Source organism: Bradyrhizobium sp. 76 (assembly GCF_023073025.1).
Taxonomy (GTDB): domain Bacteria; phylum Pseudomonadota; class Alphaproteobacteria; order Rhizobiales; family Xanthobacteraceae; genus Bradyrhizobium.
Genome location: NZ_JADPIS010000103.1, coordinates 437237 through 452370 on the forward strand (window position 1 = coordinate 437237; position 15134 = coordinate 452370).

15 protein-coding genes are annotated in these 15134 nt (G+C 64.8%); 9 read left to right on the forward strand and 6 right to left on the reverse strand.

What is annotated here, in order from left to right:
• The first annotated feature begins 147 nt into the window (after nt 1-147).
• Nucleotides 148-945, forward strand: a complete 798-nt coding sequence (locus IVB48_RS28350) for an acyl-CoA thioesterase domain-containing protein (protein ID WP_247405090.1) — start codon at nt 148-150, stop codon at nt 943-945.
• A gap of 17 nt (nt 946-962) precedes the next feature.
• Here IVB48_RS28350 and IVB48_RS28355 read toward each other — a convergent pair whose 3' ends face one another.
• Both IVB48_RS28355 and IVB48_RS28360 read right to left on the reverse strand, forming a co-directional pair.
• Nucleotides 963-1430 (reverse strand): nuclear transport factor 2 family protein, encoded by a 468-nt coding sequence (locus tag IVB48_RS28355; protein ID WP_247357395.1) that lies wholly within the window; start codon nt 1428-1430, stop codon nt 963-965.
• Between the two features lie 149 nt (nt 1431-1579).
• A complete protein-coding gene (locus IVB48_RS28360) occupies nt 1580-2416 on the reverse strand; it encodes an alpha/beta hydrolase (RefSeq protein WP_247405093.1) in 837 nt (278 codons plus the stop codon).
• A gap of 249 nt (nt 2417-2665) precedes the next feature.
• Between IVB48_RS28360 and infC the strand changes: the two genes are divergently transcribed.
• A complete protein-coding gene (gene infC / locus IVB48_RS28365; protein WP_155809540.1) occupies nt 2666-3205 on the forward strand; it encodes a translation initiation factor IF-3 in 540 nt (179 codons plus the stop codon).
• A 156-nt stretch (nt 3206-3361) separates the two neighbouring features.
• Here infC and IVB48_RS28370 read toward each other — a convergent pair whose 3' ends face one another.
• Nucleotides 3362-3766 carry a hypothetical protein gene (locus IVB48_RS28370; RefSeq protein ID WP_027566193.1) on the reverse strand — a complete coding sequence of 135 codons (405 nt, stop codon included), beginning with the start codon at nt 3764-3766 and terminating at the stop codon, nt 3362-3364.
• A 270-nt stretch (nt 3767-4036) separates the two neighbouring features.
• On the opposite strand from IVB48_RS28370, the gene rpmI reads away from it, so the two are divergent.
• Both rpmI and rplT read left to right on the forward strand, forming a co-directional pair.
• Nucleotides 4037-4237 carry a 50S ribosomal protein L35 gene (rpmI, locus tag IVB48_RS28375; RefSeq protein WP_007598540.1) on the forward strand — a complete coding sequence of 67 codons (201 nt, stop codon included), beginning with the start codon at nt 4037-4039 and terminating at the stop codon, nt 4235-4237.
• Between the two features lie 80 nt (nt 4238-4317).
• The gene (gene rplT, locus IVB48_RS28380; RefSeq protein ID WP_247405095.1) at nt 4318-4677 is read left to right on the forward strand and encodes a 50S ribosomal protein L20; all 360 of its coding nucleotides are present in this window, start codon (nt 4318-4320) and stop codon (nt 4675-4677) included.
• Nucleotide 4678: 1 nt separating this feature from the next.
• On the opposite strand, the gene IVB48_RS28385 is transcribed toward rplT, so the two are convergent.
• Nucleotides 4679-5089, reverse strand: a complete 411-nt coding sequence (locus IVB48_RS28385; RefSeq protein WP_247405098.1) for a hypothetical protein — start codon at nt 5087-5089, stop codon at nt 4679-4681.
• A gap of 150 nt (nt 5090-5239) precedes the next feature.
• Here IVB48_RS28385 and pheS point away from each other — a divergent pair, with 150 nt between their 5' ends.
• The 3 genes from pheS to IVB48_RS28400 are packed head-to-tail and all read left to right on the forward strand — an operon-like array spanning nt 5240 to nt 9520.
• Nucleotides 5240-6322 carry a phenylalanine--tRNA ligase subunit alpha gene (pheS, locus tag IVB48_RS28390; RefSeq protein ID WP_106944075.1) on the forward strand — a complete coding sequence of 361 codons (1083 nt, stop codon included), beginning with the start codon at nt 5240-5242 and terminating at the stop codon, nt 6320-6322.
• The gene (pheT, locus tag IVB48_RS28395) at nt 6319-8727 is read left to right on the forward strand and encodes a phenylalanine--tRNA ligase subunit beta (protein WP_247405101.1); all 2409 of its coding nucleotides are present in this window, start codon (nt 6319-6321) and stop codon (nt 8725-8727) included. Before pheS ends, pheT begins: the two co-directional genes overlap by 4 nt.
• Nucleotides 8728-8749: 22 nt before the next feature.
• Nucleotides 8750-9520 (forward strand): sulfite exporter TauE/SafE family protein, encoded by a 771-nt coding sequence (locus tag IVB48_RS28400; protein ID WP_247405104.1) that lies wholly within the window; start codon nt 8750-8752, stop codon nt 9518-9520.
• A 143-nt stretch (nt 9521-9663) separates the two neighbouring features.
• Here IVB48_RS28400 and IVB48_RS28405 read toward each other — a convergent pair whose 3' ends face one another.
• Nucleotides 9664-11052 (reverse strand): FAD-dependent oxidoreductase, encoded by a 1389-nt coding sequence (locus IVB48_RS28405; protein ID WP_247405107.1) that lies wholly within the window; start codon nt 11050-11052, stop codon nt 9664-9666.
• Between the two features lie 192 nt (nt 11053-11244).
• Here IVB48_RS28405 and IVB48_RS28410 point away from each other — a divergent pair, with 192 nt between their 5' ends.
• Nucleotides 11245-12213 (forward strand): YiiX/YebB-like N1pC/P60 family cysteine hydrolase, encoded by a 969-nt coding sequence (locus IVB48_RS28410; RefSeq protein WP_247405110.1) that lies wholly within the window; start codon nt 11245-11247, stop codon nt 12211-12213.
• 106 nt (nt 12214-12319) lie between these two features.
• Here the strand turns inward: IVB48_RS28410 and IVB48_RS28415 are convergent, their stop codons facing one another.
• Complete coding sequence (locus tag IVB48_RS28415; protein ID WP_007598521.1) at nt 12320-12595, reverse strand: metal-sensitive transcriptional regulator; 276 nt, start codon at nt 12593-12595, stop codon at nt 12320-12322.
• 50 nt (nt 12596-12645) lie between these two features.
• Here IVB48_RS28415 and IVB48_RS28420 point away from each other — a divergent pair, with 50 nt between their 5' ends.
• The gene (locus IVB48_RS28420) at nt 12646-15081 is read left to right on the forward strand and encodes a heavy metal translocating P-type ATPase (protein WP_247405111.1); all 2436 of its coding nucleotides are present in this window, start codon (nt 12646-12648) and stop codon (nt 15079-15081) included.
• Nucleotides 15082-15134 lie beyond the last annotated feature (53 nt).

The window sequence follows — 15134 nt, forward strand, 5'->3', positions numbered from 1 at the left end:
GTACGCCGCGGCCCATCGATTCAATCACTGCCAGCTCGGAGTACTGGATCGCCCGGTCAAGCCGGGCGATGACACCTGTTGTTGTGGCGAGCAGGCACGCTCTCGCCACCCTTGATTTCCCCACACGTTCCTTCAAGCTCGCGCATCATGACAAACATGCCTTTCTTCACCCGCGACGGCGACACATTCCACCCGACGGAAGTCGCCAACGGCCCGTGGGATCCGAAATCGCTGCACGGACGCGTCATCGTCGGCCTTCTCGGCTTCGCCATCGAGGAGCGCCATTCCGGCCCCGAATTCGTGCCGGCGCGGCTGACCGTGGATATGTTTCGGCTGCCGACCATCGACAAGCCGATCGAGGTGACGACACGGCTGGTGCGCGACGGGATGCGCATCCGCGTCGTGGAAGCGGAGTTCTTTTCCGGCGGCATCGGCATGGCGCGCGCCTCGTGCCAGCTGTTGCGGCGAACGCAGGATCCGGACGGCAATGTCTGGTCGCCGCCGAACTGGGACGTGCCGAAGCCGGCCGACATTCCCAAGCCGACCGATCCCAGGCTCGGCATGAACGGCAAATGGACCACGCGACCGATTGTCGGCCAGATGGGCTCGCTCGGGCCGAGAAAACTCTGGATGAGCGAGGTGCGCGAGCTGGTCGCGGGCGTGCCGATGACGCCGTTCGTCCATGTCGCCACCGGCGCCGACTTCGCCAGTCCGTTCGCGAACGCCGGCGACAAGGGGCTCGGCTACATCAACAGCGACGTCACAATCTATCTGCACCGCCTGCCGGTGACGAGCTGGATCGGCTTCGAGGTGGTGAACCACCAGGCCACCGACGGTGTCGCGATCGGCGAATGCTGGCTCTATGACGAGCAGGGCCCGATCGGCACCGCCACGGTCGCCGCGCTGGCGCAGCGCAAGCCGATGGTAAATCCGTCGAAACGGTAGGTGCGCAAGAACGACGGCTAGGCGAGATGCCGCTTCATCTCAGGCCGCGCCTTGAGCTCCGCGCCTTGCCTGGCGACGATCTTCGCAATCCGTTCCGGCGCAAACTTCAGATCGACAAACGCCGGCGCCGTGTTGGCGACCTCGTGATAGCTGACGATCCTGCCGTCGCGAAGCGTCATGATCGCCACGCCCTCGAACATCGCCCGCGCGCCATTAGTCTCCGGCAAGGTGGAGCGATAGCTGAACGTGTAGCGCGTATAGAGCGTGGTGCCGTTTGACACCGGGTCGTGCATGTCCCAGCGGAAGTCGGTCGCCGTGCGATAGAACCAGTCGTCGATCATCGCGGCGATCTTCTCGCGGCCGGCGAAGGCGCCATAGAACACGTCGTGATAGACGCCGTCCTCGGTGAAGAGATCCGCGAAGGCTTTTCCGTTGCGTTGTTCGACGGCGTCGCAGAACGCGCGCAGCATGGCGGTGGTGGTCATCGGCGATTCTCCCCTCCCATTCTCAGTCATGCCCCGGCTTGACCGGGGCATCCAGTACGCCGCGGCTTCTCGGCTTGAGCACGAGCGCCTCTGGAATACTGGATCGCCCGATCGAGTCGGGCGATGACACCGAGTGCTAGGTGGCGATTTCACCCGATCTCGGCCACGGCGGCAAGAATGCGGGCGATGTCCTGCGGGCGCGAGAGGCGGTGATCGCCGTCCTGGATCATGGTCAGCACGACGTCGTCGGCCGGCAGGCGATGGGTCAGCGCGAACGCGTGCTGCCAGGGCACGTCAGGATCCTGCGCACCTTGCAGGATGCGGACGGGACAGCCGAGATCGATGGCGCTGCCGAGCACGAGGTGGTTGCGCCCCTCCTCGATCAGATTTCGCGTGATCGGATAGGGCGAGCCGTCGCCATAATCCGATGGTCTCAGCCAGACGCCTTTGGTCTCGATTTCTTTCTTCACCGCGGCCGGAAAATTCTTCCACATCAGTTCCTCGGTGAAGTCCGGCGCCGGCGCGATCAGCACCAGGCCCGCCAGCGAGGCCTTGCCAGAACGCTTTTTGATCTCGCGCGCGAGCAGCAGCGCCATCCAGCCGCCCATCGACGAGCCGATCAGGACTTGCGGGCCGTCGCAGAATCGCTCGAATACCGCGACGCTTTCCTCGAGCCAGCGCCCGATGGTTCCGTCGGCGAAATCGCCGCCGGATTCGCCGTGGCCGGAATAATCGAAACGGACCACGGCGCGGCCGTGGTCCCGGGCCCATTCGTCCAGCGCCACGGCCTTGCTGCCCCGCATGTCCGATTTGAACCCGCCGAGCCAGACCAGTCCCGGTCCTTGACCAGGTTCTGGACCAGATTCTTGATCAGATTCTTGACCAGATTTTTGGGCCGCGCGGCGGCGCACCGCGATCCGGCGTGCGGAGGGGCCTTCGCCCACATCGATGAAGTCGAGCACGGCATCGGGAATTGGGTGATTCATGGAACGTTTACTCTGGCTGTGCGGTTTGAGCTGTCCGGACGTGCTCCGCAGCGCAGCTGGACGTCGTCATTGGCCCTTTGGGACGCTTGCGGAACAGAAGCAAGGTGTCTATGTCCCTCTGCGTGCCCCGCCGTGGCCAAAATGCCTCGCATTTGAGGCTTTTTCGACCGCCGCACGAGCGATTGCTTGCCGGCAACCGTATCTTCCTGCAAAATAGCCGCCTCTTTTCATAACTTTGGAGAACCACCCATTCGCCGTCCAAATAAAGCCCCGCCCACTGCCGCCAAAGACGGGCCGCGCATCAATGACGATATTCGCAATGCGCAGATCCAGCTGATCGATCAGACCGGTGACAACAAGGGCACCATCGAGACCGTCGCGGCTATCCGCTTGGCCCAGGAAGCCGGCATGGATCTGGTCGAGATCTCGCCGAACGTCAGCCCTCCCGTCTGCAAGATCATGGACTACGGGAAGTATAAGTACGCCGCGCAGAAAAAAGCCACTGAAGCCCGCAAGCGGCAGAAGATCGTCGAGATCAAGGAGATCAAGCTCCGCCCGATGATCGACGACCACGATTACGAAGTGAAGATGCGCGCCATGCAGCGGTTCTTCGAAGAAGGCGACAAGGTCAAGATCACCCTGCGCTATCGCGGCCGCGAAATGGCGCACCAGGAGATCGGCACCAAGCTGCTCGACAAGATCAAGACCGACGTCGCCGAGCTCGCCAAGGTGGAGCAGGACGCGCGGTTCGAGGGCCGTCAGGTCGTCATGGTTCTGGCGCCGCGCTGACGCCGGTTCTTTAGGCTGAAGAATTCAATGGCCCGTCCGGATCTCCGGCGGGCCGTTTTGTTTTTTTGTCGGATATTCGAGCCGCGAGCACCGCTGCGACCTCTCCGGCTTGCGGGAGAGGGAGCGCACCTCCATCGCGGAGATGGCTCGCTCGAATTACGTCCTTGTCGCCTGCCAGATGCCGCTGCAGCGGTCGCCGGAGATGATGCCGTGCCAGGAGCCGGTCCCGGCCGCGCCGGCGAGCCGGCCGCCGCCGCTGGCATGGGACGCCCCGACCGAAACCTCGACCGCGACGCCACCGCTGCGATTGACCTTGCCGGAGACCCGGCCACCGCCGGCGGACGACACCCGACTGCCGGCGACGGTGAAGGGAACGCTGTAGCCGGAGCTGCAATTGCCACGGGTGGTGGCGAAGGTGACGTTCCAGACGCCGTCATAGCCGCGGATGCGAGCATCGGCAGTCGACGGAAACGCAGCCATGGCGAGCACAGCCAACAGCGCCAGGCGGCGCGGACGAGCGACATCCGTCAAAGACGGAAGCGATTGGGAAAAATAGGGCATTTTAATCCTGCTCCGGGCGACACGGCTCGGACATGAGGTTAGCAATTCCGGATAGTCGGCGGCTAGGTTCCACCGGTTCATCGTTGCCAATTCGCCCGTCCTCTGTCATAAGCCCAGCCTTCATTGCCCGGCTGATTAAGGGCTGCCGTGGCGGTGTCCGTGCGGGTTTCGCGCTTGTTCGTAAAACCTGAGCACAATCAACGCTCTAACGAGCATTTTGACGGCCAGCCGCCTTCGCGGGCGGATTTCTATGGCCATTAGGAGAGCCAAATGCCCAAGCTGAAGACCAAATCGGGCGCTAAAAAGCGCTTCAAGGTGACTGCCACCGGCAAAGTGATGTTCGCTCATCGCAGCAAGCGTCACGGCATGATCAAGCGGACGAAGAAGCAGATCCGGCAGCTGCGCGGCACCGCCGTGCTGTTCAAGACCGACGGCGACAACGTCAAGAAGTACTTCTTGCCGAACGCCTGATCGCGTCCACGATCATTGCCACCCGCGCCGCAGCTTTCGCGGCGATCCGAACATCAAGTCACTTCTGAAGGATTTTTGTCATGGCTCGCGTCAAACGCGGTGTGACCGCCCACGCCAAGCACAAGAAAGTCTACAAGGCCGCCAAGGGTTTCCGTGGCCGCCGCAAGAACACGATCCGCACCGCCAAGCCGGCGGTCGAGAAAGCTCTCGTGTATGCCTTCCGTGATCGCAAGCGCAAGAAGCGGACGTTCCGCGCGCTCTGGATCCAGCGCATCAACGCTGCCGTGCGTCCGTTCGGCCTGACCTACAGCCGCTTTATCGACGGCATGGCCAAGTCCGGGATCACCGTGGACCGCAAGGTGCTGTCGGATCTCGCGATCAGCGAGCCCGCAGCGTTCCAGGCGATCGCCGAGAAGGCCAAGGCCGCTCTGGCGGCCTGAGCTAACGGCCGGCTCCGCCGGCCTTCAGCGCGCGTTGCGAATAGCGCTGGGCGATCTCCGCCCGGCAGAATGCTGTGAACGACAGATACATGGTGCCGGATTTATTCCGGTACTTGCGGTCGCACACGCGCAGCTCGCGTTGGTAAGCCCGTTTCCGCGCAATGTTGAGGCCGGGCATGAAGTCCGCCTCGCATTTCTTCTCGACGGCGGCGCCGAGCTGGACATCGCCGCTCGCGGTCAATTGGCAATCCTGAAACACCTTCATCGCACTTTCGCAGCCCTTCTGGGCAGCGATGGTGTCGACGACCTCGTCCAGCGTCATGGATTTCTCCATGCAGACCATGGCGCGCGCCGGGGTGCTCGCGACCAAGAGAACGACGGCGAGAGCAGCCAGACCGGATCTTGAGAGCATCGCGAAAGCCTCCTCGTATCCCCCTTGGTGCCAGCCTCCCGCGCGAGGTTCAACCCAGCCGCTCGTCAGCCCGAATGACCGGCTTTTCGCTTGACGTTACGGCCTTCGGGCGGCGACAACCCAGCCGAATTTGGCAGCAGGGATTTGACCGTGTCCGACCTCGCAACGCTCGAAACATCCATCCTCGACCAGATCGCCGCCGCCGGCGACGAGGCCGCCCTCGAAGCGGTACGCGTCGCAGCCCTCGGCAAGAAGGGCTCGATCTCGGCGCTGCTTGCCACGCTCGGAAAAATGTCGCCGGACGAGCGCAAGACCCAGGGCGCTGCGATCAACCAGGCCAAGGACAAGGTCACCGAAGCGCTCGCCGCGCGGCGCGACGTCTTGAAATCGGCGGCGCTCGACGCGCGGCTTGCGTCGGAAACCATCGACGTCACCCTGCCGTTGCGCGATGCGCCGGCCGAGGCCGGCCGCATCCATCCGCTGAGCCAAGTCTGGGACGAGCTTACCACGATCTTTGCCGACATGGGATTCTCGGTCGCCGAAGGCCCGGATATCGAGACCGACGACTACAACTTCACCAAGCTGAATTTTCCGGAAGGCCATCCCGCGCGCGAGATGCACGACACCTTCTTCTTCCATCCGAAGGAGGACGGCTCCCGCATGCTGTTGCGCACCCACACCTCGCCGGTGCAGGTGCGCACCATGCTGAGCCAGAAGCCGCCGATCCGCGTGATCTGCCCGGGCCGTACCTATCGCATCGATTCGGATGCGACCCACACGCCGCAATTCCACCAGGTCGAAGGCCTCGTCATCGACAAGCACTCCCATCTCGGCCACCTCAAATGGATCCTGCACGAGTTCTGCAAGGCGTTCTTCGAGGTCGATCACATCAACATGCGCTTCCGGCCCTCGTTCTTCCCGTTCACCGAGCCGTCGCTGGAAGTCGACATCCAGTGCCGCCGCGACAAGGGCGAGATCCGCTTCGGTGAGGGCGAGGACTGGCTCGAGATTCTCGGCTGCGGCATGGTGCATCCGAACGTGCTGCGCGCCTGCGGCATCGATCCCGACGAGTACCAAGGCTTCGCCTGGGGCATGGGCATCGACCGCATCGCCATGCTGAAATACGGCATCGCCGACCTGCGCCAGCTGTTCGACAGCGACGTCCGCTGGCTGTCCCATTACGGCTTCAAGCCGCTGGAAGTACCCACGCTCGCGGGAGGGCTGAGCTCGTGAAATTCACCCTCGCCTGGCTGAAGGAACATCTCGACACCGACGAGCCCTTGGACAAGCTCGCCGAGAAGCTCACCATGATCGGGCTCGAGGTCGAGAACATCGAGGACAAGGCGAAGGCGCTGAAGCCCTTCACCATCGCGAAGGTGATATCCGCCGAGCAGCATCCGAATGCGGATCGGCTGCGCGTGTGCATGGTCGACACCGGCGACGGTGGAGCGCCCGTGCAGGTGGTGTGCGGCGCGCCGAATGCGCGGACGGGTCTCGTCAGCGTGTTTTCGCCGCCCGGCACCTACATTCCCGGCAAGGACATCACGCTCGGGGTCGGCACCATCCGCGGCGTCGAGAGCCGCGGCATGCTGTGCTCGGCGGCCGAACTGCAGATTTCCAACGACCATGACGGCATCATGGAATTGCCCGCGGATGCGCCGATCGGCGCTGCTTACGCCGCATGGGCCGGCCTCGGCGATCCCGTGGTCGAGATCAATCTGACCCCGAACCGGCAGGACTGCACCGGCGTGCACGGCATCGCGCGCGATCTTGCCGCCGCCGACATGGGCAAGTTCAAGGACCCCACCATCAAGCCGATCAAGGGCGAATTCCCCTGCCCGGTGAAGGTCACGGTTGAGGACGCCGCGCTGTGCCCGGGCTTTGCACTACGGCTCGTGCGTGGCGTGAAGAACGGACCGTCGCCGGAATGGCTGCAGAAGCGGCTGACCGCGATCGGCCTGCGCCCGATCAACGCGCTGGTCGACATCACCAACTTCATGACCTACGACCGCGCGCGGCCGCTGCACGTGTTCGACGCGAAGAAAGTGAAGGGCAATCTCGTGGTGCGCCGCGCCCGTGACGGCGAGACGCTGCTCGCGCTCGACGGCCGCAGCTACAATCTCGATCCCGCGATTTGCGTGATCGCGGACGAGCACGGCGTCGAATCGCTCGCCGGCATCATGGGCGGCGAGGCCTCGGGCTGCGACGAGACCACCACCGACGTGCTGATCGAATCGGCGCTGTGGAACGAGATCAACATCGCCCAGACCGGCCGCAAGCTCGGCATCAATTCGGACGCGCGTTATCGTTTCGAGCGCGGTGTAGATCCGGCCTTCATGGTGCCGGGGCTGGAGCTCGCGACGAAACTGGTGATGGAGATGTGCGGCGGCACTCCGTCGGAGAACGTCGTTGTCGGCAAGACCTTCGGCGACGACCGCGTGATCGATTTTCCGGTCACCGAGGTCAAGCGGCTCTCGGGCATCGAAGTGCCGATGCCGGAGATGAAGCGCATCCTGACCCATCTCGGCTTCATGATGGCGGGCCCGGGCCCGGTCGTGAAGGTCGCGGTGCCGTCGTGGCGCACCGACGTGCACGGCAAGGCCGACATCGTCGAGGAAGTCGTCCGCATCCACGGCGTCGACAAGGTGCCGATGACGCCGTTCGAGCGCGGCGAGGACGCACGCAAACCCGTGCTGACCCCGCTCCAGCTCCGCACCCGCCGCGCCAGGCGCGCGCTGGCGAGCCGCGGCATCATCGAAGCGGTGACCTGGTCCTTCATCACCAAGTCCGCCGCAAAGCTGTTCGGCGGCGGCCAGCGCGAACTCGAGGTCGCCAACCCGATCGCGTCGGATCTGTCCGACATGCGCCCGACCCTGTTGGCGGGCCTGATCGCGGCGGCGCAGGCCAATGCCGATCGCGGCTTTGGCGATGTCGCGCTGTTCGAGGTCGGGCAGGTGTTCAAGGGCGATCGGCCGCAGGATCAATTCATGGCGGCAAGCGGCGCCCGCCGCGGCTTTGCGTCGTCGCAAGGTCTGGGACGGCATTGGTCGGGTTCGGCGCAGGCTGACTTGTTCGACGCCAAGGCCGATGCGCTCGCGGTGCTCGCCGCCGCAGGGGCACCGATGCAGGCGCTTCAGATCGTCGCGGGCGGCCCGTCCTGGCTGCATCCCGGGCGATCCGGTACGATCCAGATCGGGCCGCAGAACGTGCTGGGTTATTTCGGAGAGATGCATCCGCGCGCACTCGAGGCGCTCGGTGCCGGCGGCCCGCTGATGGTATTCGAGGTGATCCTCGACCGCATCCCCGAGGCGAAGAAGAAGCCGACCCGTGCCAAGCCCGTGATCGAGCTGTCGGCATTCCAGCCGGTCTCACGCGATTTCGCCTTCATCGTCGATCGCACCGTGAAGAGCGGCGAGATCGTGCGCGCGGCTCAGGGCGTCGACAAGAAGCTGATCACCGCCGTGAACGTGTTCGACGTCTACGAAGGCAAGGGCATCGACGATGGCAAGAAGTCGATCGCCATCGCGGTAACGATCCAGCCGCGCGAAAAGACCCTGACCGACCAGGAGATCGAGGCCGTCGCCGCGAAGATCGTGGCGGAGGTGACGAAGAAGACCGGCGGCACTTTGAGAGCATGATCATGCTCGAGAAATCTAGAGCATGAGTCTCACTGACTTTCTTCCAAAGGACGTCAGCCTCACCGTTGCGATGGCGCTCTGCGCCGTCGCTTTCGTTTCGGGCACCGCGCGCGGCTTCTCGGGCTTCGGCTCGGCCCTGATCTTCATGCCGCTGGCGAGCAGCATCGCGGCGCCGCGTCTGGTTGCCGCACTGCTCCTCGTGATCGACTTCGTCGCGGCCGCGCCGCTGCTGCCCGACGCCTGGCGCAAGGCCGACCGCAAGGCCACCGCCGTGATCGTGCTGGGCGCGCTGGTCGGCGTCCCCGTCGGCACCTATTTCCTCAGCGTGCTCGAACCCGTCACGACGAGATGGATCATCTCCTGCTTCGTCGCCGCGCTGCTGCTTCTGTTGCTGTCGGGCTGGCGCTATCGCGGCAAGGACCACGCTTGGCTTTCGGTCGGCATCGGCAGCCTCTCCGGCTTCTGCAGCGGCCTCGCCCAGACCGGCGGCCCGCCGATCGTCGGCTATTGGCTCGGCCGCCCCATCGCCCCGATCATCGCGCGCGCCAACATCCTGCTGTTTTTCGGCGCGTCGGACTTCTTCTCGATGATCAGTTACGCGACCACCGGCCTGATCAGCCGCGAGTCGCTCGTGCTTTCGCTCATCGTCGGTCCGGTCTATGCGATCGGCGTCGCCTTCGGTGCGTCGCTGTTCGGCCGTGCCAGCGAGAAAGTGTTTCGCGCCATTTGCTACGCGCTGATCGCGGTGGCCGTGATTGCAGGACTGCCGGTGCTGGATGGGGTGTTGCGGTAGCCATCAATTGTCGTCCTGGCGAAAGCCAGGACCCATTACCCCGGTCAGCGTTTATAACCCCAGGCTTTCGCCAAACCACTTCCTGGGGTCATGGGTCCTGGATCTGCGCTGCGCTTGTCCAGGACGACGATGACTCAATTGCCCTATTGCCGCGGCGCTCTGCGCTTCTTCGTCGACTGCGTCGGGACATCGGCCGGCTCGTCCTTGAGCGCGCCGATCTTGCGCAAGGCCGCGTCCGCGGCCCGCTCGCCGCTTTCCCAGGCGCCGTCGACGGTGCCCCACAGCGTCTCGTGCGTGGCTTCGCCGGCGAGGAACATGTTGCCGATCGGCTCGGCAAGGATTCTTCGCGAGAGCTGACCGCCGGGCGAGGCCGCCGACATCGCACCCATCACGAACGGCGAGGCGTTCCAGCGCGTCACGCTGGCTTTCTGCACGGCGGCGGCTACCTCGCTGCCGAACAGCTTCGTGATCCATTCTCTGGCGAAGGCCGTCATCGCCTTCTCGCCTTGCTGGGTGAGATCGCGGCCGAACGAGCCGCCGACATCGATCGAACATAGCGAGGAACCGCCGATATTGGCGAACATCAGCGCCGTGCGCGTCGAATTGCTCTGCTCGATCAGGATGTCGTCGCGCGACAGGCCGAGCGGATTGCCCGGCAGTTGCAGCACGATGTGATCATAACTTCCGAGCGTAAGCTTTGACGCGGCATCGAGCGTACGCTTGGGAATGTCAGGCCCAAACTTGATCGCGCCCGAAATCAGCACATTGGTCGAGACCGTGATGATGGCGGCGCGGGCGGCGATCCTGCCGGCCTGTGTCTCCACGCTGACGTCGCGATTGCTCCAGACGATCCGACTCGCCGGCGTCGACAGCGCGACCGGCGCCTGCTCACCGAGTTTGGTGATCAGGGTCCCCAAGCCCTGGCGGCAGGCGATCGCGGCGTTGCGATCCTGTGCCCGCGCCTTGTCGATCGCAGACAACTCCTTCAGGTCCTTGCCGGCGAAGCTCGCGCCCAGCATGAACTCGGCCGCGCCGGCCCAATCGCCGAGGTCCTTCGGCAGCACCGAGGCGCAGGCGGTATCAAGCTTGCCGCGCGCGGCCTCGTCGATGGCGCGGTTGGCGCGCACCAGCGCCGCCAGGAACTCCTCGGTCTCGCCGGCGCGTGCGTTGCGGCGACCGATGCGCATCTTCTGGCCTGACGGCGCCGGCAGAACGTCGAGCCCGGCGCTGCGCGCCAGCCGGATCATCGGATTGGTGTCGGGATTGTGCATCCAGCGCGCGCCGCGATCGAACGGCGTGTCGAAGGTGATCGTATCCGTGATGCAGCGGCCGCCGATCTGCGACGCAGCTTCCACCACCACGACCTTGCGATTGGCCGCCATGATGCGCCGCGCCGCGGCAATTCCGGCCGCGCCCGCACCGATCACGACGATGTCAGCCTCCCGCGGCAGGGTTGCGGCGGTTGCGCGCAGGACCGGCGTCGCGGCAAGGCCCGCCGATGCCGATAGGAAGCTGCGGCGCGTGATTGTCATGGCATGGTTTCCGGAGACTTGCAGCAAACGGGAACAGCTAGCGAACCTTGCCGTATCTGATGTTGCGCGGCAACCATCATGGTGAATCAATCGTGCTTGATGTCACAGAGCGATGAACCGAATTGCAACACGTTCAGACCATGGTAGAGAAGAGAAAAAGACGGCCGGAAAAGGCCGTGGGGGAGTTTTGAAATGGGGACGGTCCTTGATTCAGTCGGCAAGCTGATTGCCGCGTACCTCTCGAAGGAGGTGCCGGGCTATGAGCCGTTCACGCCGAGCGACCCCGAGCATCTGCGCGGCGTCATCGAGCCGGGCGACGTGCTGCTGGTCGAGGGCAACAACCGCATCTCGGGCATCATCAAATATCTGACGCAGTCGACCTGGTCCCACGGCGCACTCTATGTCGGCCCGATCGAGGGCGCGGAAGAGCCCGACGGCGAGCCGCACGTGCTGATCGAGGCCAATATCGGCGAAGGCGTCACCTCCGCGCCGCTGTCGAAATATTTCCCCTATCACACCCGCGTCTGCCGCCCGGTCGGGCTGTCCTATGAGGACCGCACCACGGTCTGCCGCTATGCGATCAACCGCATCGGCTTCGGCTACGACACAAAGAACATCGTCGACCTGATGCGCTTTCTGTTTCCGCTGCCGATCCCGCAGCGCTGGCGGCGCCGCATGATCTCGATCGGCTCGGGCGATCCCACCAAGATCATCTGCTCGGCCCTGATCGCGCAGGCGTTCGACGCCGTGCGTTACCCGATCCTGCCCAAGATCACCAAGGCCGGCAGCCGTGCTGCCCGCCGCGAGATCCTGCACATCCGCGATTCCTCGCTCTACATGCCCCGCGACTTCGACATCTCGCCCTATTTCGAAGTCGTCAAACCCACCATCGTGCACGGCTTCGACTACACCGCCTTGCACTGGGCCGACAAGCAGAAGCCGCTCGAGGAGGTAGCCGGCACCTTCGGTGTGTTTCCAGAAACGTTCAGTGCGCCGCCGCTCGTTCCTGAAGCGATTGACGAAGAGGCGCCGGTTCCGGCTGAAGAAGTGATGCGTGAGGCGGCCGCGGAGATGAGCGTTGCCTTCTCCGAGCATTTTGTGCTGCTGAACGATCTCGCAAAGTACCGCGCGCAAGGATACGCGTTGGAGATGGCGGCCTAGCCGTCCCTCCAACATCGTCATTGCGAGCGGCGCGAAGCAATCCAGACCGTCTCTGCCCGAACAGTCTGGATTGCTTCGTCGCTACGCTCCTCGCAATGACGGCGACCTACCGCTCCGCCCGCCCAATCACCGCCATCAGCTCTGCGATCTTCTCGCGCTGATCGGCCTTGTCGCCGCTCGCGATCGCATGCTCGACGCAATGGGCGACGTGATCTTTCAAAACCTCTTCCTCGACCCGGCGCAGCGCGGCGCGCACCGCCGAGATCTGCGTGACGATGTCGATGCAATAGCGGTCTTCCTCGACCATTTTCGAGAGGCCGCGAACCTGCCCCTCGATCCGGCCGAGCCGTTTTCCGACGGATGCCTTGATGTCCTTGCGCATGCGGACTATATACCCCCCCAGGGTATAACTTGCAAGGCCGGAGCGTGGCAATGAACGACGCCGAACACGAACACCATCACAAGCCGGAAACACATTCCGGATGCGGCTGTTCCAGTAAAGTTGACCCGGTTGACAAGCCCGCCGCTGCCTCCTGCTGCGGCGCGCACGGCGATCACGCGCATGACCACGGCGCCGCGGCAAAAGTCCGCGATCCCGTCTGCGGCATGACCGTCGATCCCGCGACGTCCAAGCACCGCTTCGACCATCACGGCGCGACCTTCCATTTCTGCTCGGCCGGCTGCCGCACCAAATTCGCCGAGGATCCCGCAAAGTACCTCGCCAAGGACAAGACGCCCGAGCCCGAGATGCCGGCGGGCACGATCTACACCTGCCCGATGCATCCGCAGATCCGCCAGGCCGGGCCCGGAAGCTGTCCGATCTGCGGCATGGCGCTGGAGCCGGAAGTGGCGAGCCTGGAGACCGGCCCCAATCCCGAGCTTGCCGACATGACGCGGCGGTTCTGGATCGGCGGCGCGCTGGCTTTGCCGGCAGTGGTGCTGGAGATGGGCGGCCATCTCGCGGGCCCGCACAACTGGATCGATGCGACGCTGTCGAACTGGATCCAGCTCGTCTTCGCCACGCCCGTGGTGCTGTGGGCCGGTTGGCCGTTCTTCGTCCGCGGCTGGCAGTCGCTGCTGACGCGCAACCTCAACATGTTCACGCTGGTCGCGATGGGCACGGGCGTTGCCTATGTCTACAGCCTGATCGGCACCATCGCGCCGCAGATTTTTCCGGCCACCTTCCGCGGCCATGAAGGCGCGGTCGCGGTTTATTTTGAGGCCGCGGCGGTCATCACTGTGCTGGTGCTGCTCGGGCAGGTGCTGGAGCTGCGCGCACGCGACGCGACCTCGGGTGCGATCAAGGCGCTGCTGCAGCTCGCCCCGAAGACCGCGCGCCGCGTCGATGCTGACGGCAGCGAGCACGAGGTCGAGATCGACGCACTTCATGCCGGTGACCGCCTGCGCGTGCGTCCGGGCGAGAAAGTGCCGGTCGACGGCATCATTCTGGAAGGCCGTTCCTCGCTCGACGAGTCGCTCGTCACAGGCGAATCCATGCCGGTCACCAAGGAGACCGGCGCGAAGGTGATCGCCGGCACGCTCAACCAGTCCGGCAGCTTCATCATGCGCGCGGACAAGGTCGGGCGTGAGACGCTGCTGTCGCAGATCGTGCAGATGGTCGCGGACGCACAGCGCTCGCGGGCGCCGATCCAGCGCCTCGCCGACCAGGTCGCGGGCTGGTTCGTGCCGACGGTGATTGCGGTCGCGGTCGCTGCCTTCGCGGCCTGGGCCTGGTTCGGGCCGGAGCCGCGGCTGGCCTTCGGCCTCGTCGCCGCCGTCAGCGTGCTGATCATCGCCTGCCCCTGCGCGCTTGGCCTGGCGACCCCGATGTCGATCATGGTCGGCGTCGGCCGCGGCGCGCAAGCAGGCGTCCTGATCAAGAACGCCGAGGCGCTGGAGCGGATGGAGAAGATCGACACGCTGGTGGTCGACAAGACCGGCACGCTGACCGAGGGCAAGCCGAAGGTGGTCGCGATCGTGCCGGCTGCCGGTTTTGCGGAAGATGATATCCTCCGCATGGCCGCCAGCGTCGAGCGCGCCAGCGAGCATCCTCTGGCCGACGCGATCATGCGCGCGGCGAAGGAGAAGCAACTCGCGCTGGGCCAGGTCGAACAATTCGATTCGCCGACCGGCAAGGGCGCGACCGGCAAGGTCGATGGCAAAACCATCGTGCTCGGCAATGCCCGATATCTGACGTCGATCGGCGTCGACACCAAAACCCTCGATGGCGAGGCCGAACGGCTGCGCGGCGATGGTGCGACCGTGATCAACATGGCCGTCGACGGCCGGCTTGCCGGCCTGTTCGCGATCGCCGATCCGGTCAAGGCTTCGACCCCGGAGGCGCTGAAGGCACTGGCGGCCGAGGGCATCAAGGTCATCATGCTGACCGGCGACAACCGCACCACGGCGGAAGCCGTGGCGCGCAGGCTCGGCATCGCCGATGTCGAGGCCGAGGTGCTGCCGGACCAGAAGAGCGCGGTGGTGACGAAGCTGCAGAAGGCCGGCCGCAGCGTCGCGATGGCCGGTGACGGCGTCAACGACGCGCCGGCGCTGGCCGCTGCCGAAGTCGGCATCGCCATGGGCACCGGCACTGATGTGGCGATGGAGAGCGCCGGCGTCACGCTGCTGAAGGGCGATCTCACCGGCATCGTGCGGGCGCGAAAACTGTCGCAGGCGACGATGAGCAACATCCGGCAAAACCTGTTCTTCGCCTTCATCTACAACGCCGCAGGCATTCCGATCGCGGCCGGCATCCTCTATCCAACTTTCGGCGTGCTGCTGTCGCCGATCATCGCCGCGGCCGCGATGGCGCTGTCCTCGGTCAGCGTGGTCGGGAACGCGCTGCGGCTGCGGGCAACGCGGCTGTGAGCGTCGCGGAATCCGTGTAAAATGGCATCGAGCTTGGGAGGGAGCATCTTGAT

Coding starts and splice junctions, on each gene's coding strand:
- IVB48_RS28410 (WP_247405110.1), top strand. CDS start 11,245: ATGGGGACGGTCCTTGATTCAGTCGGCAAGCTGATTGCCGCGTACCTC.
- IVB48_RS28420 (WP_247405111.1), top strand. CDS start 12,646: ATGAACGACGCCGAACACGAACACCATCACAAGCCGGAAACACATTCC.
- rpmI (WP_007598540.1), top strand. CDS start 4,037: ATGCCCAAGCTGAAGACCAAATCGGGCGCTAAAAAGCGCTTCAAGGTG.
- IVB48_RS28360 (WP_247405093.1), bottom strand. CDS start 2,416: ATGAATCACCCAATTCCCGATGCCGTGCTCGACTTCATCGATGTGGGC.
- IVB48_RS28415 (WP_007598521.1), bottom strand. CDS start 12,595: ATGCGCAAGGACATCAAGGCATCCGTCGGAAAACGGCTCGGCCGGATC.
- rplT (WP_247405095.1), top strand. CDS start 4,318: ATGGCTCGCGTCAAACGCGGTGTGACCGCCCACGCCAAGCACAAGAAA.
- IVB48_RS28400 (WP_247405104.1), top strand. CDS start 8,750: ATGAGTCTCACTGACTTTCTTCCAAAGGACGTCAGCCTCACCGTTGCG.
- IVB48_RS28370 (WP_027566193.1), bottom strand. CDS start 3,766: ATGCCCTATTTTTCCCAATCGCTTCCGTCTTTGACGGATGTCGCTCGT.
- IVB48_RS28355 (WP_247357395.1), bottom strand. CDS start 1,430: ATGACCACCACCGCCATGCTGCGCGCGTTCTGCGACGCCGTCGAACAA.
- IVB48_RS28405 (WP_247405107.1), bottom strand. CDS start 11,052: ATGACAATCACGCGCCGCAGCTTCCTATCGGCATCGGCGGGCCTTGCC.
- IVB48_RS28385 (WP_247405098.1), bottom strand. CDS start 5,089: ATGCTCTCAAGATCCGGTCTGGCTGCTCTCGCCGTCGTTCTCTTGGTC.
- IVB48_RS28350 (WP_247405090.1), top strand. CDS start 148: ATGACAAACATGCCTTTCTTCACCCGCGACGGCGACACATTCCACCCG.